The sequence below is a fragment of the Fusobacterium ulcerans ATCC 49185 genome, from assembly GCF_900683735.1.
Taxonomy (GTDB): domain Bacteria; phylum Fusobacteriota; class Fusobacteriia; order Fusobacteriales; family Fusobacteriaceae; genus Fusobacterium_A; species Fusobacterium_A ulcerans_A.
This window is the reverse complement of the sequence record NZ_LR215979.1, coordinates 3,114,231-3,135,830: the sequence shown is the minus strand read 5'-3', so window position 1 is coordinate 3,135,830 and position 21,600 is coordinate 3,114,231. Positions and strand designations below refer to the sequence as shown.

The 21,600-nt window shown below is 29.8% G+C and carries 20 protein-coding genes; 13 read left to right on the top strand and 7 right to left on the bottom strand.

The window, feature by feature from the left end; genetic code table 11:
- Positions 1-25 precede the first annotated feature (25 nt).
- On the bottom strand, positions 26-1,315 hold the full coding sequence (locus tag E0E45_RS14115; protein ID WP_130891750.1) for a serine dehydratase subunit alpha family protein: 1,290 nt from the start codon (positions 1,313-1,315) through the stop codon (positions 26-28).
- Between the two features lie 501 nt (positions 1,316-1,816).
- On the opposite strand from E0E45_RS14115, the gene E0E45_RS14110 reads away from it, so the two are divergent.
- The 7 genes from E0E45_RS14110 to E0E45_RS14080 are packed head-to-tail and all read left to right on the top strand — an operon-like array spanning position 1,817 to position 7,474.
- Positions 1,817-2,527: a GntR family transcriptional regulator gene (locus tag E0E45_RS14110; RefSeq protein ID WP_130891749.1), complete on the top strand. Its 711-nt coding sequence runs from the start codon at positions 1,817-1,819 to the stop codon at positions 2,525-2,527.
- 1 nt (position 2,528) lies between these two features.
- Complete coding sequence (gene agaV / locus E0E45_RS14105; RefSeq protein WP_130891748.1) at positions 2,529-3,011, top strand: PTS N-acetylgalactosamine transporter subunit IIB; 483 nt, start codon at positions 2,529-2,531, stop codon at positions 3,009-3,011.
- 10 nt (positions 3,012-3,021) lie between these two features.
- Positions 3,022-3,438 (top strand): PTS sugar transporter subunit IIA, encoded by a 417-nt coding sequence (locus tag E0E45_RS14100; protein ID WP_130891747.1) that lies wholly within the window; start codon positions 3,022-3,024, stop codon positions 3,436-3,438.
- Positions 3,428-4,951, top strand: a complete 1,524-nt coding sequence (locus tag E0E45_RS14095; protein ID WP_130891746.1) for an arylsulfatase — start codon at positions 3,428-3,430, stop codon at positions 4,949-4,951. Before E0E45_RS14100 ends, E0E45_RS14095 begins: the two co-directional genes overlap by 11 nt.
- A gap of 15 nt (positions 4,952-4,966) precedes the next feature.
- A complete protein-coding gene (gene agaW / locus E0E45_RS14090) occupies positions 4,967-5,749 on the top strand; it encodes a PTS N-acetylgalactosamine transporter subunit IIC (protein ID WP_130891745.1) in 783 nt (260 codons plus the stop codon).
- Positions 5,739-6,545 carry a PTS system mannose/fructose/sorbose family transporter subunit IID gene (locus E0E45_RS14085; RefSeq protein WP_130892359.1) on the top strand — a complete coding sequence of 269 codons (807 nt, stop codon included), beginning with the start codon at positions 5,739-5,741 and terminating at the stop codon, positions 6,543-6,545. The genes agaW and E0E45_RS14085 overlap by 11 nt, the downstream gene beginning before the upstream one ends.
- A 29-nt stretch (positions 6,546-6,574) precedes the next feature.
- Entirely contained in the window at positions 6,575-7,474 is a 900-nt protein-coding gene (locus E0E45_RS14080; protein WP_130891744.1) for an endonuclease/exonuclease/phosphatase family protein, read from the top strand.
- A gap of 77 nt (positions 7,475-7,551) precedes the next feature.
- Here the strand turns inward: E0E45_RS14080 and E0E45_RS14075 are convergent, their stop codons facing one another.
- The 5 genes from E0E45_RS14075 to E0E45_RS14055 all read right to left on the bottom strand — a co-directional run bounded on the left by E0E45_RS14075 (position 7,552) and on the right by E0E45_RS14055 (position 13,812).
- Positions 7,552-8,928, bottom strand: a complete 1,377-nt coding sequence (locus E0E45_RS14075; protein ID WP_130891743.1) for a Na+/H+ antiporter NhaC family protein — start codon at positions 8,926-8,928, stop codon at positions 7,552-7,554.
- A 53-nt stretch (positions 8,929-8,981) separates the two neighbouring features.
- A complete protein-coding gene (locus E0E45_RS14070; protein WP_420026344.1) occupies positions 8,982-10,190 on the bottom strand; it encodes a trans-sulfuration enzyme family protein in 1,209 nt (402 codons plus the stop codon).
- Positions 10,191-10,238: 48 nt separating this feature from the next.
- On the bottom strand, positions 10,239-11,231 hold the full coding sequence (ilvC, locus tag E0E45_RS14065; RefSeq protein ID WP_130891741.1) for a ketol-acid reductoisomerase: 993 nt from the start codon (positions 11,229-11,231) through the stop codon (positions 10,239-10,241).
- Between the two features lie 152 nt (positions 11,232-11,383).
- Positions 11,384-12,067, bottom strand: coding sequence for a FadR/GntR family transcriptional regulator (locus tag E0E45_RS14060; protein WP_172604202.1), 684 nt, complete (start codon positions 12,065-12,067; stop codon positions 11,384-11,386).
- Between the two features lie 191 nt (positions 12,068-12,258).
- Positions 12,259-13,812 (bottom strand): ABC-F family ATP-binding cassette domain-containing protein, encoded by a 1,554-nt coding sequence (locus E0E45_RS14055; RefSeq protein ID WP_130891739.1) that lies wholly within the window; start codon positions 13,810-13,812, stop codon positions 12,259-12,261.
- A gap of 205 nt (positions 13,813-14,017) precedes the next feature.
- Between E0E45_RS14055 and E0E45_RS14050 the strand changes: the two genes are divergently transcribed.
- The 6 genes from E0E45_RS14050 to E0E45_RS14025 all read left to right on the top strand — a co-directional run bounded on the left by E0E45_RS14050 (position 14,018) and on the right by E0E45_RS14025 (position 20,384).
- Positions 14,018-14,920 carry an AraC family transcriptional regulator gene (locus E0E45_RS14050; protein ID WP_130891738.1) on the top strand — a complete coding sequence of 301 codons (903 nt, stop codon included), beginning with the start codon at positions 14,018-14,020 and terminating at the stop codon, positions 14,918-14,920.
- A 171-nt stretch (positions 14,921-15,091) separates the two neighbouring features.
- Positions 15,092-15,913 carry an HpcH/HpaI aldolase family protein gene (locus E0E45_RS14045; RefSeq protein ID WP_197730060.1) on the top strand — a complete coding sequence of 274 codons (822 nt, stop codon included), beginning with the start codon at positions 15,092-15,094 and terminating at the stop codon, positions 15,911-15,913.
- Positions 15,914-15,934: 21 nt separating this feature from the next.
- Positions 15,935-16,918 (top strand): tripartite tricarboxylate transporter substrate binding protein, encoded by a 984-nt coding sequence (locus E0E45_RS14040; RefSeq protein WP_130891736.1) that lies wholly within the window; start codon positions 15,935-15,937, stop codon positions 16,916-16,918.
- A 59-nt stretch (positions 16,919-16,977) separates the two neighbouring features.
- Entirely contained in the window at positions 16,978-17,451 is a 474-nt protein-coding gene (locus tag E0E45_RS14035) for a tripartite tricarboxylate transporter TctB family protein (protein ID WP_130891735.1), read from the top strand.
- Between the two features lie 9 nt (positions 17,452-17,460).
- Positions 17,461-18,936 (top strand): tripartite tricarboxylate transporter permease, encoded by a 1,476-nt coding sequence (locus tag E0E45_RS14030; RefSeq protein WP_130891734.1) that lies wholly within the window; start codon positions 17,461-17,463, stop codon positions 18,934-18,936.
- 14 nt (positions 18,937-18,950) lie between these two features.
- On the top strand, positions 18,951-20,384 hold the full coding sequence (locus E0E45_RS14025; RefSeq protein WP_130891733.1) for a four-carbon acid sugar kinase family protein: 1,434 nt from the start codon (positions 18,951-18,953) through the stop codon (positions 20,382-20,384).
- Positions 20,385-20,484: 100 nt separating this feature from the next.
- Here the strand turns inward: E0E45_RS14025 and E0E45_RS14020 are convergent, their stop codons facing one another.
- A complete protein-coding gene (locus E0E45_RS14020; RefSeq protein ID WP_130891732.1) occupies positions 20,485-21,597 on the bottom strand; it encodes an anaerobic sulfatase maturase in 1,113 nt (370 codons plus the stop codon).
- Positions 21,598-21,600 lie beyond the last annotated feature (3 nt).

The following is a 21,600-nucleotide window of genomic DNA, read 5'->3' as shown; positions in this document are numbered from 1 at the left end:
ATTTTTCTTATTAAACTTAAATGAATTATTTGTTTTTTATCATAATATCAAGGATAACATCATCAGTTATTTTCATACCAACCTGTCCAAGAGTTCCTACATTTTTAATAGTGGCTTCAATATTTCTTCCAACAATTCCTTCACCAAATTCAAATTTTCTATTTTTGCTTGCAGCATAGTAACCATCAAAAGCAGCAGCTACCCCACTAGCTATTTTTGTAGCACAAGAACTCTTTGCTCCATCACATACTACTCCAGAAAGAGTTGCAAGAGTTGTTTCAATAGCTGAATCTATTTGAGCTGGAGAGAATCCAGAAAGGAAAGATATAGCCCCTGCTACTCCTCCACTTGCACACACAGCTCCACAGTAAGCAGATAATCTTCCTATATTGCTTTTAATATGTATAGTTGTCATATGAGAGAAGAAAAGGCCTCTGATCAATTGTTCATATGGGACATTTTTTAATTCACAGAATTTTATAACAGGAAGAGAACAAGTCATTCCCTGGTTTCCACTTCCACTTGTAGTCATAACAGGAAGAGAACAACCATTCATTCGAGCATCGCTTCCAGCACTAGCAAAACTTGCCATATTGTTTCTTAAATCATTTCCATAAACTCCTTCTTCCATACCTTCTTTCATTAATTTACCAATAGAAAGACCATAATAGTTAGAAAGACCCTCTTTAGCTATAGCAGTATTGTAATCTATAACTTGTTTAAAAATAGGTTCTATAAGGGAAAATTCTATATTTTTAGCTAAATTGTGGATGAGTTCTACACTAAGAAAAGTTCTATCAGTCATAACATCAGCTGATGTACAGTCATCACAAAGACACCCTTTAACCTCTTCTCCATTTTTAATGATTTTAGTTATATTAGTATGGTAATTTTGGATTTCAACAGAAGCTGTATCATTTCCATAAATACCTTCTAATCTAATATAAAGTTTTACATCACTGTCATTAAGGAAAACATTTATTCTATTGTCACCAAGAAATTTTTGAACTTCAGGAAGACGATCAGTATCAACATGAGAGATTACCATAAGTTCTCTTTCGCATTGCCCTAAAATAGCTCCCATGGCTACAGAAGCTTCTATTCCTACCATTCCATTTGAATTAGGTATTTTTACACTTTTAACATTTTTGATTATATTTCCAGAAAGGTAAGCATCTATTTTTTCAGGAACATTTCCTAATATACTTGTAAGTTTGCTTGCAGCATAAGCTATTGCTATTGGTTCAGTACATCCTTCAGCAGGGACTATTTCTTCTGCTAAGATACTCATTATTTTTTCAATTGTTTTTTCCATGATCTTTTTCCTCCCATGATAATTTTAAATTTAATTAAGAGAATATACTCTAAGTTTAAAATTTATACATATTTAATTTTGCTACCTATTTTAATTTAGGCAGACTTTTCTTACTATGTATAATAAGCAAAAATTATGCCAATAAAAAAAATTCTCAATCAGTAGTATAACTACTAAATGAGAATTTTATATTTTTTTCAAAATGAAAAAATTTTCAAAATGAAAATAATTTACATATATTTTTTTCAAAATGAAAAATAAAATATGGAAAATTTAATGAACTTAGAGATTTTAATTCAAGATTTTATATGATAAAATTGAAATTTAAAATAAAAAATCAAAAAATACCTTTAACTTTTTTTATACTATAAATTTTATCTATTAGTTTCAAATAAAATTGTTGTTAATCAGTATATATAGCACAAGAAAAAACCACTTGTTAAGTGAAAAAAATGGTGATATAAATTGATTAAAATTAAAGGTATTTAATTTGGGGGACTCATGAGAAAAGATAAAAGTAATATCATTTACAAAAAAATTAAAAGAGATATTTTAAAAGGTGAATTAAAAAGTGGAGATGTTATTCCTTCAGAAAGAGAATTGATGCAAATATTTAATATGAGTAGAACACCTATTCGAAAAGCTTTAGATGAGTTAGAAAGGGAAAATTTAATTATTAGGAGAATAGGGGATGGAACATATGTCAATATACCAATATTAGACCAAGTAGTAAATAAATTTTACAGCTTTACTGAAGAAATGAAGAAAAGAGGGAAAACACCTACAGGGAAAGTAGTTAATTTTGAAGAAAAAGAAGATGATATTTATGGAATTTATAGTGAGAAGACACAAGTTTATGAAATTGAAAGAATTAAATATGCAGATGAAGAACCTTTAATGTACAGTCAAACAATAATACCTAAAAAAATAGTTACAGATCTTACAAAAGAAATATTAGAAAAAAAACCACTTTATGAAATATTGAGGGAAAAATGTGATTTTAGATTTTTGAAAGCTGAGCAGAAAATAAAACCTTGCTTAGTAAATAGAATAGAGGCTGAATATTTAAATGTTGCAGAAGGAAGTCTGGGAATTCTTATAGAAAGAAAACTTTTTATGGGAAAAGATATAATTGAGTATTCCAAAGGAGTAGTAAGAGGAGATAGATTTGAATTTACAATAAAATATAATATGGAAGAGGAGGATCAATAAAATGGCAGAACCCAATATAGTATTGACAAGAATAGACAACAGATTAGTTCATGGACAGGTAGTAACAGCCTGGATTCAGTATGCAGGAGCAAATCTTATAATAGTTCCTCATGATGAAATAGCAGAAAATAAAACAAGACAAGGATTAATGAATCTTGCAGTTCCTACAGGAACACAGATTAGATATTTTTCTATTCAAAAAACATGTGATATTATACATAAAGCTGCACCAAGACAGTTAATAGCTCTGATAGTGGAAACTCCACAAGATGTTCTCAAATTAGTGAAAGGCGGAGTGCCAATAAAGGTATTGAATATAGGGAATATGCATATGGCAGCAGGGAAGAAGCAAATTACAAAAGCAATATGCGTAGATGAAGATGATATAAATACTTTTAAAGAACTTAGAAAACTAGGTGTTGTTATTGAAGCTCAGAGAGTACCAACTGAGCAAAAAGAAGATATATTTAAATACATAGACTAGGAGAAAAAATATGAAGGGAATTATAGTTACAGGACATGGGAATTTTGCTTCTGGAATAGAAAGCACAATGAAATTAATTATGGGAGAACAAGAAAAAACTGTATTTATAGATTTTAAAGAGGGAATGACAAATATAGAACTTTCTGAAAATATAGAAAAAATAGTTAAGGAAATTGGAGAAAAGGGAGTTTTAATTTTCACAGATATATTAGGAGGAACTCCATTTAATGAAGCTGCAATGATTTCAACAAAATATGATAATATTCATGTTTTTGCAGGATTAAATATGGCTATGTTGTTTGAAGCAATAGATTGTAGAGAAGATGAAATAGATACTGATAGAATATTAGAAGAAAGTAAAAATGGAATGGGAATTTTTAAGATAGTTGAAGAATTATCTGAGGAAAGTGATAGTGATGGAATTTAAGAAAAAGCCAAATATTCTTTTGATAATGACAGATCAACAGAGATTTGATACATTGAGATGTTATGGAAATGATGTTATAGAAACACCTTGTTTAGATTGGCTAGCTGAAGAAGGGACTGTATTCACAAAAGCCTATACCCCATCACCATCATGCGTTCCTGCAAGAGCCTCTCTTATTACAGGAAAAAAACCATGGAAAACAGGAGTTTTAGGTATGGGGGGAAATCAATTAGAGATGGGAGTAAATTTTGGAATTACTATTCCAAGTTATTTATCAGAATTAAACTATCTTACAGTAGGTATAGGGAAAATGCATTTTTATCCTCAAAGATCACTTAATGGTTTCCATCAAACTATTTTAGATGAATCAGGAAGAATAAAAGATCCAGATTTTACTTCAGATTATAAAGAATGGTTTGATAATAATAAACCAGCAGAAGTGGGAATAATCGATCATGGAATAGATTGGAATGGTTGGGGAGCAAGACCATATCATCTTCCAGAATATTTGCATGCTACTAACTGGACAGTAAATGAAGGGATAAAATTTTTGAAAAAGAAAGATCCTAGCAAACCATTTTTTTTAAAGCTTTCTTTTGCAAGACCACACTCTCCTTATGATCCACCTGAATTTTACTTTAATATGTATGCGGATAAAGAGTTGCCTAAACCAGCAATAGGAGAATGGGTAGAAGAATGTGAACAAAAAGTTACTGCTCTTGATGCATGGAATAGAAAATTAACTGATGAGGAGTTAAAAAGAGCAAAAGCAGGATATTATGGAAGTATTACTCATATAGATACCCAAATAGGAAGGTTTCTATTTGCATTAAAAAGAGAAAAGCTTTTAGATGATACTCTAATAATATTCACTTCAGATCATGGAGATATGTTGGGAGATCACAATTTATTAAGAAAGACATATGCTTTTGAAGGATCAGCTCATATTCCTATGCTAGTTGTACTCCCTAAAAATATGAGAAATTCTATAAAAAATAGAAAAGTAAATGTTCCAGTTCAGCTGCAAGATATTTTTCCAACAATATTAGATATTTTAGGAGAAAGTATTCCAGAAGATCTTGATGGAAAATCTATGTTCAGGTTGATTAAAGGAGAGGAAATAGAAAGAAAGTACATACATGGAGAACATTCAACTTGTTATTCTGAAAATCATGAGATGCAATATATTGTTTCAGAGGATTATAAATATATATGGTATCCAAGAAGAGAAAAGAATGTAGAACAATTATTTGATTTAAAAAATGACCCATATGAATTAAAAGATTTATCAAAGGACGATAGCAATAAATCAATAATAGAAAAAATGAGAGGATATATGGCAAATGAATTATCAGAAAGAGGGGAAGAAGTGGTTAAAGATGGAAAACTTATTTCTCAAAAAGGAAAACCATATATGACATCACCTTTTTATGAAAAGAGATTGGACAGCTATGGCTGGGATTGGACTAAATATGGTAATTTTAAAAAGGGAACTTTAGAAACAATAAAATAGATTAGAGGAGGAAAGATGAGTTTATTACAAATGATTCTGATTGCTGCATTAGCAGGATTGGGAGGAATAGATTTATTTAATATGAAGATACACTTCCATAGACCATTAGTAAGTGGAGCTATAGTAGGTTGGATATTAGGAGATCTTCAAACAGGGCTTATAGCAGGAGCTATGTTTGAACTTATATGGCTTGGAGCAGTTCCAGTAGGTGGAGCACAACCACCAAATGTGGTGGTAGGTGGAATAATAGGAACTACATTTGCTATAATCACTAAGGAAGAACCAGCAACAGCTATAGGTGTGGCAATGCCAGTAGCAATAGCAATGCAGGCTGCTATTACATTCTTACTGACAGCTTTTTCAGGATTTATGCATAAAGCAGATAAATTTGCTGAGGAAGGTAATGACAGAGGGATAGCTAATATAAACTATTTGTGCTTGTTCATCTTGTTTATGTTCTATTTTATTCTTACTTTTATACCAATATATTTTGGAGCAGAGGTTTCTCAAGTAATAGTAGATTCACTTCCAAAATGGATTTTAAAAGGTCTTGGAATAGCAGGAGGATTGATGCCAGCAGTCGGATTTGCTATGCTTTTAAAAACTATGTTTAGAAAAGATTTGCTGATATTCTTAATAACAGGCTTTGTATTTGTTACTTTCTTGAAACTTCCTATAATAGCTTTAGCAACATTGGGAATATGTTTTGTGATATATGATTATAGAATAACTAAAAATCAACATGCAGTTCCAATAACTGCAGCTGAAGAGGAGGATGATTTTGAAGATGGCATTTAATAATGGAACTGATATGACAGAAAGAAAATTAACTGATAAAGATCTTACTAGAATGGCATGGAGATCATTTTTTCTTCAGGCATCATTTAACTATGAAAGAATGCAAGGTGGAGGTTTCCTTTTTGGAATGCTGCCAGCATTAAAAAAAGTATGTACTACAAAAGAAAAGTTTAGTGCAGCTATGAAAAGACATTTGGAATTCTTTAATATAAATCCATATTTTGCATCATTTATGATGGGGCTTGTGTTAGCATTGGAAGAAAAAGAAGAAGATCCAAATCTTATAAGAAGTACAAAAATTGCTCTTATGGGACCTTTGGGAGGAATAGGAGATGTACTATTTCACTTTTCACTTCTTCCGATTGCAGCAAGTATAGGAGCTTCTCTATCAATGGAAGGAAATGTGTTAGGACCATTTGTCCTGTTAATTGTATTTAATGTCTGCCAGTTTCTTGTGAGATTTAATCTTGGAAAATATTCATATAAACTTGGTTTAGGAGCCATAGATAAATTAACAACAGGAACAAAAGATATAGAAAAGGCTATGTCCATTTTAGGGATTTTTGTTTCAGGAGGTTTAATTGCATCATATGTCAGACTTTCATTGCCATTTATATTTAAAATGGGAGAAAAGGCTTTAAATATTCAAACTGATGTTATAGATAAATTATGTCCAAATATACTTCCTTTAATGTATACTTTTCTAATGTTTTGGATGCTGAATAAGAAATATAAACCTATTACACTTATACTGACAACTATAGGAATAGGATTAATATTAGGGTTATTTTCATAAAAATTTAAAATAAAAATAGGGGTGTTACTATGAAAAAATTAGTTGTTTTGGGTGCAATATTATGTTCACTTTTTTTAAATGCTGAAGAAAAAAAAGCTACTACTTTTGAAGTTTTGATTCCTACAAAAGAAGGAACTGTAGACAGAGAACTAAAAGGAAAGGAACAGCTTGAATTAACGGTTGCTTCATATAATATAGCTGCTTCTCGTGTATCTTCACCAGAAGAAATAGGAAAAGCGATAAAAGCAATGAAAGCTGATTTTGTAGCTTTAGCAGAAGTAGATGTAAATACAGAACGTAGTGGGCATAAAGATCAATTGGCTATTATAGCAAAGGAATCTAAAATGTATCCAGTATTTGGAAAAGCTATAGATTTTGAAGGTGGGGAATTCGGACCAGCACTATTATCTAAATATCCAATAAAAAAATCACAAAACTTTTTACTGCCAGTTCCAGGAGATGGACGTCAACATGTGTTGGTAGTTGCTGAAGTAGAAATACCTAATTTTCCAGAACCAGTATTATTTATGGCTGTTCATTTAGATTATAAAGAAGATCCATCAGTAAGAATAAAACAGATTAGAGAAATTAACAATGTAACTATTGCTAGTATTAAAACAGATTTTCCAAGTATAGAATCAAGAATAAAAATACTTGCTGGAGATTTTAATGAAGTAGATGGAACACCAGTAATGAATGAATTATATCGTTATTGGGATAGTGTTTTAGATAAAGAGGCAGATAATCGTACTTGGCCAGCTATTAATCCAGCTATTGCTATTGATCATATTTTAACTTATAAAGGACAAAAATGGGCTGTAGAAGAGGTAATAATTCCAAATAAAAATAAAAATTGGAATGGAATAAATTGGGCAGCAGTAAGTGATCATGTACCAGTTGTTGCAAAAATTCGTTTGTTAGAACAATAGAAATATAGTAAAATTGGGTTGTTGTAAATTAAGTTATTTTAAATCTGCAACAACCCCTTTAAAAATTAACTTCAATATTAAATAGATTCAAATTCTGCTACTTCACTATCTTCTGTATAGAGAGGAATTCCTTCTTTTTCTTCTTTTGTTTTTAATAGACCGAATTGAATTGTTATTATTGCAGCTATTCCTAAAGCATATTGGTAGTAATTTGCACTGAGAACTGTAAATGGAGATAATCCTGTTAAAGTACAGCAAAGAAGCATCTGTCCACCATGAGGAATTATACCTTGAACAACACAGCTAAATATATCGAGAAGGCTTGCAACTCTTTTTGGAGCTATATTGTATATTTTAGCAATTGTTTTAGTCAAAGGGGCTGCAATTATTATTGCAATTGTATTATTGGCCAAAGAAGCATCAATTAAACCTACAATAGCAGAAATTCCATACTCACCACCTTTTCTTGATTTTATTCTTCTATGTAAAATATTTATAAGCCAGTCTATTCCTCCATATTCTTTTACTATTCCTGTCAGTCCTCTTATAAGCATTGCTATGATAACAAGGCTGAACATTCCACTCATTCCATTAGTAACAGCTTGAGCAAAAGTTACTATATTCAATGTTCCAATAAACACTCCTATAATTCCAGAAATAATAGTTCCTGATAAAAGGACAACTATAACATTTACCCCCATTATGGCAGTGAGCATAACAGCAAAGTAAGGAAATATTTTTATAAAACTATATTCAAAGTTTCCTTCTAAAGTTCCATTTACTCCAATTAGACTATAAAGCAACATTGCAACTAATGCAGCAGGTAATGCAATTAAAAAATTCATTTTAAATTTTTCATTCATTTTGCATCCTGCTCCCCTTGTAGCTGCTATTGTTGTATCTGATATAATAGAAAGATTATCTCCAAACATTGCCCCACCCATAACTGCAGCTATTGCCACAGCAGAGGAAATATCAGCTTTCTCTGCTATTCCTATTGCAATAGGTCCAATAGCAGCAATTGTTCCCATAGATGTTCCCATTGCAGTGGCTATTAAGGCAGATATAGCAAAAATTCCAGCAAATATAAATTGTAAAGGACAAAGGCTTAATCCAAGATTAACTGTTGCATCCACTCCGCCCATGGCTTTAGCAGTTCCTGCAAATGCTCCAGATAAAAGAAAGATTAAACTCATCAATGTTACTCCTGGATCTCCTGCATTTTTAGCAAAAATATCAACCTTATAGTCAAGTTTATCTTTTCCCATAATAAGAGCTGTTATAACTCCTACAACAAGTGCTGCTTCTCTTGGAATTTGTTTGAAAGGAGAATCTTTTCCTAAATAAGTGAATAAAATACCTGCTCCTAAATATATAAATAAAAATATAAAGAGAGGCAAAAATGCCAGTATACCATAGTCTTGCTTTACTTTTTTATTGTTTCCTTCATCCATATAACACTCTCCTTTATTAAATTAGGTAATGTTAGTATTTCTAAATTAAGTAATTATAAATTTGCAAAACTTTGTTCAAAATCTTCTATTAAATCTTCGACATCTTCTACTCCTACTGAGATACGAATAAGTCCATCAGTAATACCAGATTTTTCTCTTATTTCTTTAGGTACATTTGAATGAGTCATACTTGCAGGATGCTGAATTAAAGTATCTGGATCTCCTAAACTTACAGCAATTGTTGCTATTTTTAATCCATTTACAAGTTTTTTACCTGCTTCAAAACTGTTCATACCATTTATATTTTCTTTAAGTTCAAATGAAAAAATACCAGTATACATTCCATTCATTTGTTCTTTTGCTAATTTATGGAATGGATTAGATTCAAGTCCAGGATAATATACTTCTTTTACAGCAGAAACTGTTTTAAGATATTTAGCTAAATCCATTGCATTTTGGCAGTGTTTTTCAACTCTCATTACTAAAGTTTTTAATCCTCTTAAAACAAGATAAGAATTAAAAGGACTAGGTGGATTTCCACATATTTTTGTAACTCCATTTCCTCTTATAAGAGCAATATCTTCTTTAGTTCCAACGACAACACCTCCTAAAACATCACCATGTCCATTTAAATACTTTGTAACACTGTGAAGTACCAAGTCAGCTCCTAGTTTAAGAGCAAATTGAATTGGTGGAGGAGCAAATGTACTATCAACTACAACACGTGCTTCTTTTTCATGGGCTATTTTTGAAATAGATTTTATGTCTGTAACTGTCATTAGTGGATTAGTTGGAGTTTCAAAATATACTAATTTTGTTTTTGGTGTAAAGGCTTTTTTTACTGCTTCTAAATCAGAGGTATCAACAAATGTAACATCTATGCCAAATTGAGCAAGATTTGTTCTCATGACAACAGAAGTACCACCATAGAGGGTATCACCACATACAACATGATCTCCAGCTTTTAAAAAAGCTATCATAACTGCTCCCACTGCTCCCATTCCTGAAGCTGTTGCAACACAATCTTCTCCACCTTCTATTGCTGCCATTTTTACTTCAAGAGCTCTTGTTGTTGGGTTTCCTCCTCTTGTGTATGTGAATCCTGGAATAGTTTTACTAAACTTTGCAGCTCCTTCTTCTACAGTTTCAAAGCAGAAAGTAGAAGTTTGATATATTGGTGTAGAGAGAGCACCTGTTTCAGGATCAAAGCTTTGCCCAGCATGAACCACTTTAGTGGAAAATCTAACTTTATTCAAGTCTATTTTACTCATATACTTAGCCTCCTTTAAAAAATAATTACACTTTAAGTTTTATTTTTGCCCACTAAGATTTTTCTTAACTTCTGTTTCAGCAATACTTATAGAACTTTCAAAAGCCTCTTTTTTTAACTCTTCAAAATGTTTAAGATTATTGTTCATTTCAGATTCCCATTCTTTTGCAAATTCTCCATCAACAATTTTATTATATTGTTCTTCTAAAAATGCTCTGATATATGTAGGATCTGTTTGCTTGAATCTAGAAATTTGCCCATATTGACTTGTTCTTGAATGCAGTGGAAGCTGTTTAAATAATCCCATATCTGCCATTTTTTCCATCATAATCATAGGCTCTTTTGAAAGATATAATTCTGTTAATGCAGCTTCTGGGGAATGTCCTTTTTCTACATAAAGTTTAAATGCTTGATCTATTACAGTCATGATAAGAGGCCATACTCCCTGTTCTGACATAAGATCAAGATAAGTTTCATCATTAAAAGTAACTTCAATAGCCCCAGCTTTGGTAGAACCTAAGGCTTTTGCTAAACCAATAGCAATATCTTTTGCATTTCCTGTTGCATCTTGATTAACAACAACAAATGTAGGGAAACCAATACCAGCCTGATAAGTTTCTCTAACTCCTTTTCCTATCATACGAGGAGCAACCATTATAACATTAAGATTACTAGCAGGTTTTATATAGCCATATGTTATATTATATCCTGATGAAAAATTAAGAGTTGTTCCCTCTTTTAAGTTAGGAGCAATTTCTTCATTGTAAATTTTAGGAGCAACCTCATCTGGTAAAAGAATAAATAAAATATCTGCTTTAGAAGATGCTTCAGAGATAGAATAAGTTTTAAATCCATCATTGTTTGCTGCTTCCCATGAATCGTCTTTTATACTTCCAACGATTATATTTTTTATACCAGAATCTCTCATATTAAGCGCCTGAGATCTTCCTTGATTACCATATCCTATAATAGCAACAACCATATCCTTTACTACATCAATATTTCCATCATTGTCATAATAAATTTTTCCCATATTTACCTCCTGTAATAAAATAATTTCAATAAGACATAAGACATCTGATATCTGATTTATTTATATCATATAAATATAAAAAATGCAAATTTATTTTGCTTTTTGTTTCAAAATAAATCTGCATTTTCTAAAATAAAATATTTTTGTAGATCTTAAAGTAACTCTATCCATGTATCTACACTATTTTCTATACATTTTCTTATGTCTTCCATATTTTTATTTTTAACAGCTTTTAAAATTAATCTATGATCATTTAATGCATGAACGGCATTTTTTTCAAGAGCTTTTTCTATTCCTTCTTTAAATAAAGAAAAAATGGCTTCTCCTAAATTTATAATAAAACTGTTATGTGTTGCCCTTAAAATTAATCTATGAAATTGAATATCATCATCTGAAGAAGTTTCTTTGTTTAATACTTTTACTTCAAATTCGCTTAAATTTTTTTCTAACTCTTCTATTTCTATAGCTGTAATAGTTAGAGCAGCCATTTCAGTATAAGCGATTTCAATCATTTTCCTAAAATTTGCAAGTTCTTTTTTAGTTCCAGTTTGCATAAGAAGTTGATAAAATAATACATTTACAAATCCTTTGCTGCTAGATTCAGATAATATTGTTCCACATCCTCTTTTTATTTCAACAACTCCAACAGCTTCAAGCATTTTTATGGCTTCTCTGACACTTGATTTACTTACATTAAGGGATTCTATTAATTCATTTTCAGTTGGAATTGTATCTCCTGGCTTAAGTTTATTTGTGATTATAACTTGTCTTAATTCTTCAATAACTTGCATTGGAAGGAGTTTGGCTTTTTCTTTTTTTGCAATTATTCCTTTCATTTTTCCTCCATATTTATTAATTATTTTAGATATAAAAAATCCCATTTAGTTTAGACATTACAACACTATTATATATGTGTTTTTTTTATATGTCTACCTAAAAGGGATTATATTTAGAATATAACAATTTTAGCTACCTTGTTATTGTTATATTTGAAAATAAGATATTTACAAATATTAAAAATTACTATTTATACTATCTTAGTTGTCCAGTCTTCTACATTCCATACATCAGTGACTACATCCATATAAAAATCAGGTTCATGACTTACTAAAAGTACAGTTCCTTTAAATTCTTTTATAGCTTTTTTCAATTCCTCTTTAGCATCTATATCCAGATGATTAGTAGGTTCATCCATTACCAATAGATTTATATCTCTAAGCATTAGCTTGCATATACGTACCTTTGCATTTTCTCCTCCAGAAAGTACCTGCATTTGGCTTGTAATGTGATCAGTAGTCAATCCGCATCTGGCAAGAGCTGCCCTTACTTCTCTATTTGTCATGCTTGGGTATTCGTTCCATATTTCATCTAAAGCAGTAACATTAGTAGATTTTTCCTCCTGTTCAAAGTATCCTATTTCAAGGAATTGCCCATGTTCAACTTCACCAGATACTGGTTTTATAATACCAAGAAGTGTTTTTAACAGAGTAGATTTTCCCAGTCCATTGACTCCTTTTATGGCTATTTTTTGATTACGTTCTACTGTGAAATTTAGAGGTTTTGTCAAAGGTTCATCATAACCTATTACAAGATTTACAGCAGTGATAACTTCACGACTAGGAGTACGAGCAGATAAAAATTCAAATGAAGGCTTTATTTTTTCTTTAGCTATTTCAATTATATCCATTTTATCTAATTTTTTCTGACGATCTTTTGCCAGATTTGTAGTAGCTACTCTAGCTTTATTTCTTGCAATAAAATCTTTAAGATGAGCTATTTCTTTCTGCTGTTTTTTAAATGCCTGTTCTATCTGTCTTTTTTTCAATTCATACATTTCTCTGAATTGATAATAATCTCCAGAATAACGAGTAAGTACAGCATTTTCAACATGATATATTACATTTACAACATCATTTAAAAATGGAATATCATGAGAAACAAGAATAAAAGCATTTTCATAGTTTTGGAGAAAATTTTTCAACCAGATAATATGATTTTCATCAAGGAAATTGGTAGGTTCATCCAATATCAATATCATTGGATTTTCCAATAAAACTTTTGCAAGAAGTATTTTTGCCCTCTGTCCACCAGATAACTCAGAAACATCACGATCAAGGCCAATGTCAACAAGTCCAAGACCGCTTGCATATTCTTCTATTTTAGAGTCCAATGAATAAAAATCACCACTTTCCAATATACTTTGAATTTCTCCAGCATCTTCTATAAGAACTTCCATTTCTTCTGGGGTACAGTCAGTCATTTTATCATAAGCAGCTATCATTTCTTTTTCTAGTTCATACATATGAGAAAAAGCTGAACGAAGAATATCACGAATAGTTTTACCTTTTTCAAGGGTACTGTATTGATCAAGATATCCAGTTGTAATATGGTTGCACCAAGTTATTTTTCCCTCATCAGGAAGAAGTTTTCCAGTGATTATATTTAAAAAAGTAGTTTTTCCCTCTCCATTGGCTCCTACCAGTCCAATATGCTCTCCTTTTAGAAGACGAAAAGAGGCATCTTCAAGGATTTTTCTTGATCCAAATCCATGGCTGACATTGCTTACATCTAAGATACTCATAAAAATTAAATTCTCCTTTATATATAAATTTTTTTATTTTTTATTTCAATATTATTAGTATATCAGAAAAAATATGTTTGACATAGAGAAAATATTGAAAATCTCAAAAGTATTAAGAAAAATATATGAAAAAATAGTATAATAAATTATAGAAGAATTTGGCTGAGATAGTTATTTGAGATATTGGAAGCAGAAGAGGAGAAGTATGGAAAGGATAAAATTACTTTGGATTATGCTTTTAGAATATAAAAAGGGATGGGGATTTAGAAGCCACTCTCATAGTTATTACCAGATATTTTTTATTATTTCTGGAAATGAAAAAGAGTATATAAGTGTAGGAAATAAAAAAATAAAGCTGAGAGATAATGAACTTGTTTTTATTAATAGAAATATATTACATGAAATAAATATGATAAAAGGAAAAAGTATAAATTTTATAGATATAAAATTTGATACTGAGAATGAAGAAATAATAAGTATGTTAAATGAGCTTCCTGAAAATATAAATATAAAAAATGATAAAATAGTAGATTTATTTCATGACATAAAATTATATTGGAAAGATGAATCTGAGTATACAGATAAAATTGTTTCTTTAGAAATGGAATTAGTCCTTAGTTTTATACTAAGAGAGCTAAAACCTAAAAATGAAAAAGAAAAAAAAGGAGAAAAACTAAAAAAATTAAAAAGGCATATTAAATTAAAGAAAGAAAATTCAGATGAAGTAACCTTAAAAGTAATAGATTATATTGAAAAGAATTATAAAATGGGAATATCATTAAATGAATTAGAAAAGGCTTTGAATTATAGTAAAGAATACCTATGTAGATGCTTTAAAAAGAATATTGATTGGACCATAATACAGTATTTAAATTATATAAAAATAGTGGAAGCAATGAAATTATTAAAGAATATGGAAAACTCTATTGAATTGGTAAGTGAAACTTTAAACTTTTCCAGTTCTCAATATTTTTCAAAAGTGTTTAAACAGGTAGTTGGAATAACTCCTAAAGATTTTAAAAAAAGTGAACTTCAAGAAATGATATTGGACACTTTAGAGCATGGGAAATTTGATTATAGATATCAAAAAGGAAATAAAAAAAGATAAAGTAAAAAATCTCTTAATCATTACAAATATATTAATAATGGTTAAGAGATTTTTTAAAAGTCAATATTTTATACAAATTAGTTAATTTTGAGGATTGTTCATCTAAAGTGAAAGTGATAATATTTAAATATAATAAATGTATTTAAAAAGAAGGAATTGTTTAATTATTATATGAAATATTTCAAAATAGAGGTGAATGATATGCTGGAAATGGATGAAGAATTTTTGAATTTAGCAAAAAGAAAGTTGAAAAATGGAGAAAAGGTTTCAGCTGGATGGTTACAAACTGGAAGTAATATTACTGCAGAAATAATGGCAAAATCAGGATTTGATGTACTGTCAATAGATATGGAACATGGTCCAGGAGATATAATGACATTAATACAACAATTGCAGGCTGTATCAAAATATGGGGTAACTCCTATTGTAAGAACTCCTTGGAATGATTTTGTTCAAATTAAAAAAATATTGGATGCAGGAGTACATGGGGTAATTGTTCCATATATTGGGAGTAAGGAGGATGCAGAAAATGCTGTTAAAGCATGTAAATATCCAACTGAAGGAGTGAGAGGAATTGCTCCAAGTCCACGAGCTGGAAATTTTGGAATGAATAGTATGAATTATTTAAAAAAAGCAAATGAGGAAATATTGATATTTATCCAGATTGAAAGTGCTGAAGGAGTAAAAAATATAGAAGAAATAGTAAAAGTTGAAGGTGTAGATGGAATATTTGTAGGACCGATGGATCTGGCAACGTCAATGGGATATTTTTGTAATCCACAAGCAGATGAAGTGAAGGCAGCAGTGAAAAGGATAGAAGATGTTGTTGCTAAAACAAATAAATTTATAGGAACTGTTGCAGGGGATTTTGAAGGAGCAAAAAAATTGTATGACAAAGGATATGATATGGTAGTAATGATGTCAGATAGTACTTCCCTTGGAAAATTAGCTTTGGAAAATGTAAATAAATTTAAGGAAAGCTACAGAAAATAAAAAAGGAGTTAGGTGAGAAAAATGACAAGTCTTAAGAAAAAGTTAGGATTATTAATGGCAGGGACTTTGGCAGTTATTGGATTAATAGGAAATACAGAAAAAATAGAAGCAGCAACAGATTTTCCTAAAAAGCCTATTCAAATTATAGTTCCTTTAAAAGCTGGAGGAGATACAGATTATAATACTAGAGTTTTAGCAAAATATTTGCAAAAATATTTGGAAAAACCTGTAGTTGTTACAAATGTAGATGGTGGAGCTACAATGATAGGAATGCAACAAGTACTTAGTTCAAAACCAGATGGATATACAATGGTTATTAATGGGTTAGACTTATATATTCCAAGTTTAATGGGAACAACAGATATAACACTTGATTCATTTAAAACAGTTGGAATTCCTTTATTTGATAATTGTACTGTATTAGTTACTAATTCTGCTTCAGGATATAAAAATATAAAAGATTTAGTTGAAAAAACAAAACTAAATCCTAATAAAATAGAATATGGAATGAAAATAGGAGCTGCTAATCAAATATATGGAATAGCAATGAATAAAGAGTGGGATGCTAAATTTAAACCTATGGATATAGGTAATAACGCAGCTAAATTAACTGCATTATTAGGAAGGCAGACAGATTCAGCAGTATTGACATATGGATTAGCGAAAGATTATTTTGAAAAAGGTAAATTTCAAGCATTGGTTTTGTTAGGTTCAGAGAAGAATCCATTATTACCAAATGTTCCACTAGCTTCAGAATATGGGCTTAAAAATATTGATTGCAGTAAATTTTTCTGGTTAGGGGTTCATCCAGATACTCCAGATGAAATTGTAGATATCTTAGCAAATGCTTTAGAAAAAGTGACTAAGGACCCAGAATATATAAAGACTATGGAAGAGAATTTTTTAACAGTAAAATTTATTGGAAAGAAAGATGCACAGAATTTTGCTAATAAATTTTATAAAGAGAATATAGAAAAATATAAAGATGAATTTTTACAAAAATAAGTTATAAATAATATTGCTAAGAGAAAATTCTCTTAGCAATATTTATAAAGGAGACATACATGGAAAAAAAGATGAATTACAAAGACTTAGGAGCAGGAATATTTTTTCTACTGTTTTCTATAATAATATATACTCAATCTTTAAAGATAAATGTAACAGTTGGGGATATAATGGGACCAAGATTTTTTCCACAACTTGTTTCTATTATTATGGGAATTTTATCTTTTATATTAATAGTAGTTTCATTTAAAAGCAAAGAAAAATCAGGAAAAATTTTTGAAAATAAATTATCAATGATTATGACTTTGATTATATTACTTATATATGCAATATTGTTAGAAATAGTAGGATTTGTAATTTTGACTATTTTCTATTTATTTATACAAATATTATTGCTCTTACCAAAGGAATATTTAAACAATAAAAAATATATAGTAATAACAGGATTTGTATCAATTATTACACCAATATTTTTATATCTTTTATTTTATAATGTATTTTCAATATTTTTGCCAGCAGGAATATTAGGATAAGGAGGTAGAATGGAATTATTAAATGGCTTTATTGATATATTTAGTTTTACAACTTTATTCTTGATAGGAGGAGGAGTTTTTGTAGGAATAATTTTTGGTGCTATTCCAGGGTTATCAGCTTTTACAGCTTTGGCATTATTTTTACCAATAACATTTGGAATGCAGCCTATAAATGGAATTTCATTTTTAATAGCTATATATGTAGGAGGACTTTCAGGAGGATTGATTTCAGCTATTCTTCTTGGAATTCCAGGGACACCATCTTCTATTGCTACTTGTTTTGATGGTTATCCTATGACCAAACGTGGAGAAGGAGGAAAAGCACTAGGAATTGCAATCTTATTCAGTTTTTTAGGTGGAATATTTGGAGCAATAATTCTTACATTTCTTGGACCTGTAATAGCAGGATTTGCATTGAAATTTGGACCATATGAATATTTTGCTGTTATTCTTTTTGCATTGACAACAGTTTCAGGATTATCTTCTGGTAATATTGTAAAAGGATTAATTTCGTGTCTATTTGGAATTTCTTTATCTTTTGTTGGAATAGATACTTTGAGTTCATATACAAGATATACTTTTGGAATAGATAACCTTGCAGCAGGATTTAATCTAATTCCTCTATTAATAGGAGTGTTTGCAGTTTCTCAAATAATTGAAGAATCAACTGTAAAATCTAAAGGGCTAGAACAACCAATAGTTACTCCAACAAAAGGATTTGGGATTTCATTTAAAGAAGTTTTAGGTCAGATGAAAAATTTTATTCCAGCTTCTATAATTGGTCTTGTAATAGGAATACTTCCAGGAATAGGAGGCAATGCTTCAAATTTAATGGCATATACATATTGTAAAAAAAGATCAAAAACTCCTGAAAAATTTGGAACAGGGTTTATAGATGGACTCATAGCTTCTGAAACCGCAAATAATGCAACAATAGGTGGAGCTTTAATAATACTTTTGACTCTTGGAATTCCTGGTGATAATGCAACTTCTATGATTTTAGCAGGATTTCAGATTCATGGATTGACACCAGGACCATTGCTTTTTGAAACAAATGGGGAACTTTTATATGCCTTATTTGCAGCTTTTATTTTTGCAAATGTATGTATGCTAATACTGGAAAAATTAGGACTTCCAGTATTTACCAAAATATTGAAAGTACCTACAGCTTTTCTTTTGCCAATAGTAATAGCATTTTGCTATGTAGGAGCATTTTCAGCTAATAACAGAGTATTTGACATAACAGTTATGGTAGCATTTGGAATAGTAGGTTTTATAATGAAATATTTTAAATTCCCATTAGCCCCATTGGTAGTAGGATTTATTCTTTCACCATTATTAGAAGAGAATATACGTCGATCTCTTATGAGAACAGAAGGATCTTTTATGCCAATTATGAAATCTCCGATAGCAGCATTATTTTTATTAGCAGCGTTGATGATGGTTGTACTGTCAATAAAAAGTGAATTGAAAGCTAAAGAATAGCAAGGAGTGGGAACATGAAAGAAATATTAAATTTTGAATATACTAAAGATCAAAAAAATGAAATTGAGGAATTATTAAAAATAGAGTTGAAAAAATTAGATAAAAAAATAATAGTTTTAGATGATGATCCTACTGGGACTCAAACAGTAAATGATATCATGGTTTATTGTGACTGGGAGAAAGAAACAATAAGTGAAGCTATAAATGAAAATAATAGGTTATTTTTTATTTTAACTAATTCCAGAAGTTTTTCTGAAGAAAAAACAATAACAGTTCATAAAGAGATAATAGACTCCATTATAGAAATGAGTGAAGAAAAGAATTTTTTTATATATAGTCGAGGAGATTCTACTTTAAGAGGGCACTATCCCATAGAGACAGAAACATTAAAAGCTGAATATGAAGATAAGCTTAATAGAAAAATAGATGGAGAAATAATATGTCCGTTTTTTTTTGAAGGAAAAAGAGTAACAATAGATGGGGTTCATTATATACTAAATAATGAAGAGTTAATACCTGTAGGGGAAACTGAATTTGCAAAAGATAAAAGTTTTTTGTATAAAAATTCTGATTTAGCAAAATGGTGTGAGGAGAAATCAAAAGGAAAATTTCAAGAGAAAAAAGCTGTAAAGATAAAACTTGAAGACATTAGAGAGATGAAAATTGATGAAATAACTAAGAAACTTTTAAATGTTTCTACTTTTAATAAAGTAATTGTAGATTCTGTAAATTATTATGATTTAAAAATATTTGCAATATGTTTTTTGAGAGCAATATATTTTGGGAAAGAATATATTATTAGAGGAGCAGCTTCGTTGGTAAAAGTATTATCTGCTTGTAAAGAAAGAGAATTGCTTACTAGAGATGATATTTTGAATTTAAAGACTAGAAATGGTGGAGTAATAATAATAGGTTCGCATGTAACTAAGACAACAGAGCAATTGGAAGAATTAAAAAAAAGTTCAATAATACAGTTGGAGTTTAATCAACATTTGGTATTAGATAATAAAAAATTTGAAAAAGAAATAGAAAGAGTTACAAAAAAGGCAGAAGAAATAATTTCTCAAGGAAAAGATATTGTTATTTATACAAAAAGAAAAAGATTAGATATTCCAAATGGAACTGAGGATGAACAATTAAAAATAGCAACAAAAATATCTGATGGGTTGATAGATATAATAAAAAATATAGAAATAAGACCTGCTTTTATTATAGCTAAAGGAGGTATAACATCAAGTGATACTGCTACAAAAGGCTTAGGGATAAGAAAAGCAAAAGTATTGGGGCAATTAGCTCCTGGGATTCCAGTGTGGCTTTCAGGAAAAGAAAGTAAATATCCAGATCTACCATATATAGTTTTTCCAGGAAATGTTGGAGAAAAAGAAACATTATTAAGTATATATGAAGAAATAGCAAGTGAAGTAAAGGAAAATAGAAAAACCAAATAAAAACCCTGAAATTTTTATAATAGATTACTAAATTTTTTTAATATGAATTGAAAAAAGAACAAGAGGATAATAATAAAAAATTAAATTATCCTCTTGTTTTCTATTGGTTTTTTAAAAGAAATTCTGCTACCTTAACTATTTTAGACATGTTCTTATTAAAGAAACTCATATAACTTGGACAGAATCTATTTTCCAATACATCTTCTGAATTCATTTCCTTATGTCTTCTACATCCGCTTCTACATAGTTTGAAGTATCTACAAATTTTACATTTGGTATTTGTATTGATAGAACTTTGTAAAAAGTTTTTTTCTATATCACTTTTAAATAGCTCTTCAATAGAAGTATCATTTATATTTCCTAGTTTATATTCGTCTAAAACATAAAAATCACAGGGATACATACTTCCATCTGCTTCTATGATACCATTTAAATTACAGTGTCCCACCATGTCACAAGATTCTGGTTCCTGTCCAAGAACCATTCTTATGAGGTTATCAAAATATCTTACGCTTACTTTTTTACCAGAGATAATATCTTTGTACCATTCATCAAAAGTATCGTTAAGAAATTTTCCATAGTCTTCAGCAGTCAATGAAAAATCCTCTTCTCCACCTTCAAAGCTGTCCAGACATGGAATAAACTGAAAATATCTAAATCCGTTATTTTTAAAAAAATTATAGATAAGCCTTCCATTTTCAGCAGCAACTTTATTTACTACACAAAGAACATTAAATTCAACCCCTGCTTTTGAAAAATCCTTGGCAGTTTTCAATACCTTTCTGAAAGTACCATTTCCTTTAGTATCTAATCTAAATTTATCATGAATTTCTCTATTTCCATCTATTGATAAACCAACAAGATAATTATATTTTTTAAACAATGATATCCATTCTTTATTTATTAATGTACCATTTGTCTGAAGAGAAAAATTTACAGTTATATTTTTGTTATTATGTTTCTCAATAAATTCATGAAATCTTTTGAAAAACTCTACACCAGCACAAGTTGGCTCTCCTCCCTGAAAGGCAAAATTGACAGAATTTTCAGCAGTTTGAAAAGCATTTTTCACCATATTTTCAAGGGTAGTATCATTCATTATTCCATAATTTGGTATCTTTCTGTTATCTGCTACATCATAGTAAAAGCAGTATCTGCATCTAAGATTACAGCTGCTAGAAGCAGGTTTTATTAGAAGATTTAGATTTTTCATAGA

What these genes read in the sequence shown, in the direction of transcription:
- E0E45_RS14045 (WP_197730060.1), top strand. Translation starts at nt 15,092, where the DNA reads ATGAAATATTTCAAAATAGAGGTGAATGATATGCTGGAAATGGATGAA.
- E0E45_RS14025 (WP_130891733.1), top strand. Translation starts at nt 18,951, where the DNA reads ATGAAAGAAATATTAAATTTTGAATATACTAAAGATCAAAAAAATGAA.
- E0E45_RS14085 (WP_130892359.1), top strand. Translation starts at nt 5,739, where the DNA reads ATGGCATTTAATAATGGAACTGATATGACAGAAAGAAAATTAACTGAT.
- ilvC (WP_130891741.1), bottom strand. Translation starts at nt 11,231, where the DNA reads ATGGGAAAAATTTATTATGACAATGATGGAAATATTGATGTAGTAAAG.
- E0E45_RS14115 (WP_130891750.1), bottom strand. Translation starts at nt 1,315, where the DNA reads ATGGAAAAAACAATTGAAAAAATAATGAGTATCTTAGCAGAAGAAATA.
- E0E45_RS14095 (WP_130891746.1), top strand. Translation starts at nt 3,428, where the DNA reads ATGGAATTTAAGAAAAAGCCAAATATTCTTTTGATAATGACAGATCAA.
- E0E45_RS14055 (WP_130891739.1), bottom strand. Translation starts at nt 13,812, where the DNA reads ATGAGTATCTTAGATGTAAGCAATGTCAGCCATGGATTTGGATCAAGA.
- E0E45_RS14050 (WP_130891738.1), top strand. Translation starts at nt 14,018, where the DNA reads ATGGAAAGGATAAAATTACTTTGGATTATGCTTTTAGAATATAAAAAG.
- E0E45_RS14110 (WP_130891749.1), top strand. Translation starts at nt 1,817, where the DNA reads ATGAGAAAAGATAAAAGTAATATCATTTACAAAAAAATTAAAAGAGAT.
- E0E45_RS14075 (WP_130891743.1), bottom strand. Translation starts at nt 8,928, where the DNA reads ATGGATGAAGGAAACAATAAAAAAGTAAAGCAAGACTATGGTATACTG.
- E0E45_RS14035 (WP_130891735.1), top strand. Translation starts at nt 16,978, where the DNA reads ATGGAAAAAAAGATGAATTACAAAGACTTAGGAGCAGGAATATTTTTT.
- E0E45_RS14080 (WP_130891744.1), top strand. Translation starts at nt 6,575, where the DNA reads ATGAAAAAATTAGTTGTTTTGGGTGCAATATTATGTTCACTTTTTTTA.
- E0E45_RS14030 (WP_130891734.1), top strand. Translation starts at nt 17,461, where the DNA reads ATGGAATTATTAAATGGCTTTATTGATATATTTAGTTTTACAACTTTA.
- agaW (WP_130891745.1), top strand. Translation starts at nt 4,967, where the DNA reads ATGAGTTTATTACAAATGATTCTGATTGCTGCATTAGCAGGATTGGGA.
- agaV (WP_130891748.1), top strand. Translation starts at nt 2,529, where the DNA reads ATGGCAGAACCCAATATAGTATTGACAAGAATAGACAACAGATTAGTT.
- E0E45_RS14040 (WP_130891736.1), top strand. Translation starts at nt 15,935, where the DNA reads ATGACAAGTCTTAAGAAAAAGTTAGGATTATTAATGGCAGGGACTTTG.
- E0E45_RS14100 (WP_130891747.1), top strand. Translation starts at nt 3,022, where the DNA reads ATGAAGGGAATTATAGTTACAGGACATGGGAATTTTGCTTCTGGAATA.
- E0E45_RS14020 (WP_130891732.1), bottom strand. Translation starts at nt 21,597, where the DNA reads ATGAAAAATCTAAATCTTCTAATAAAACCTGCTTCTAGCAGCTGTAAT.
- E0E45_RS14060 (WP_172604202.1), bottom strand. Translation starts at nt 12,067, where the DNA reads ATGAAAGGAATAATTGCAAAAAAAGAAAAAGCCAAACTCCTTCCAATG.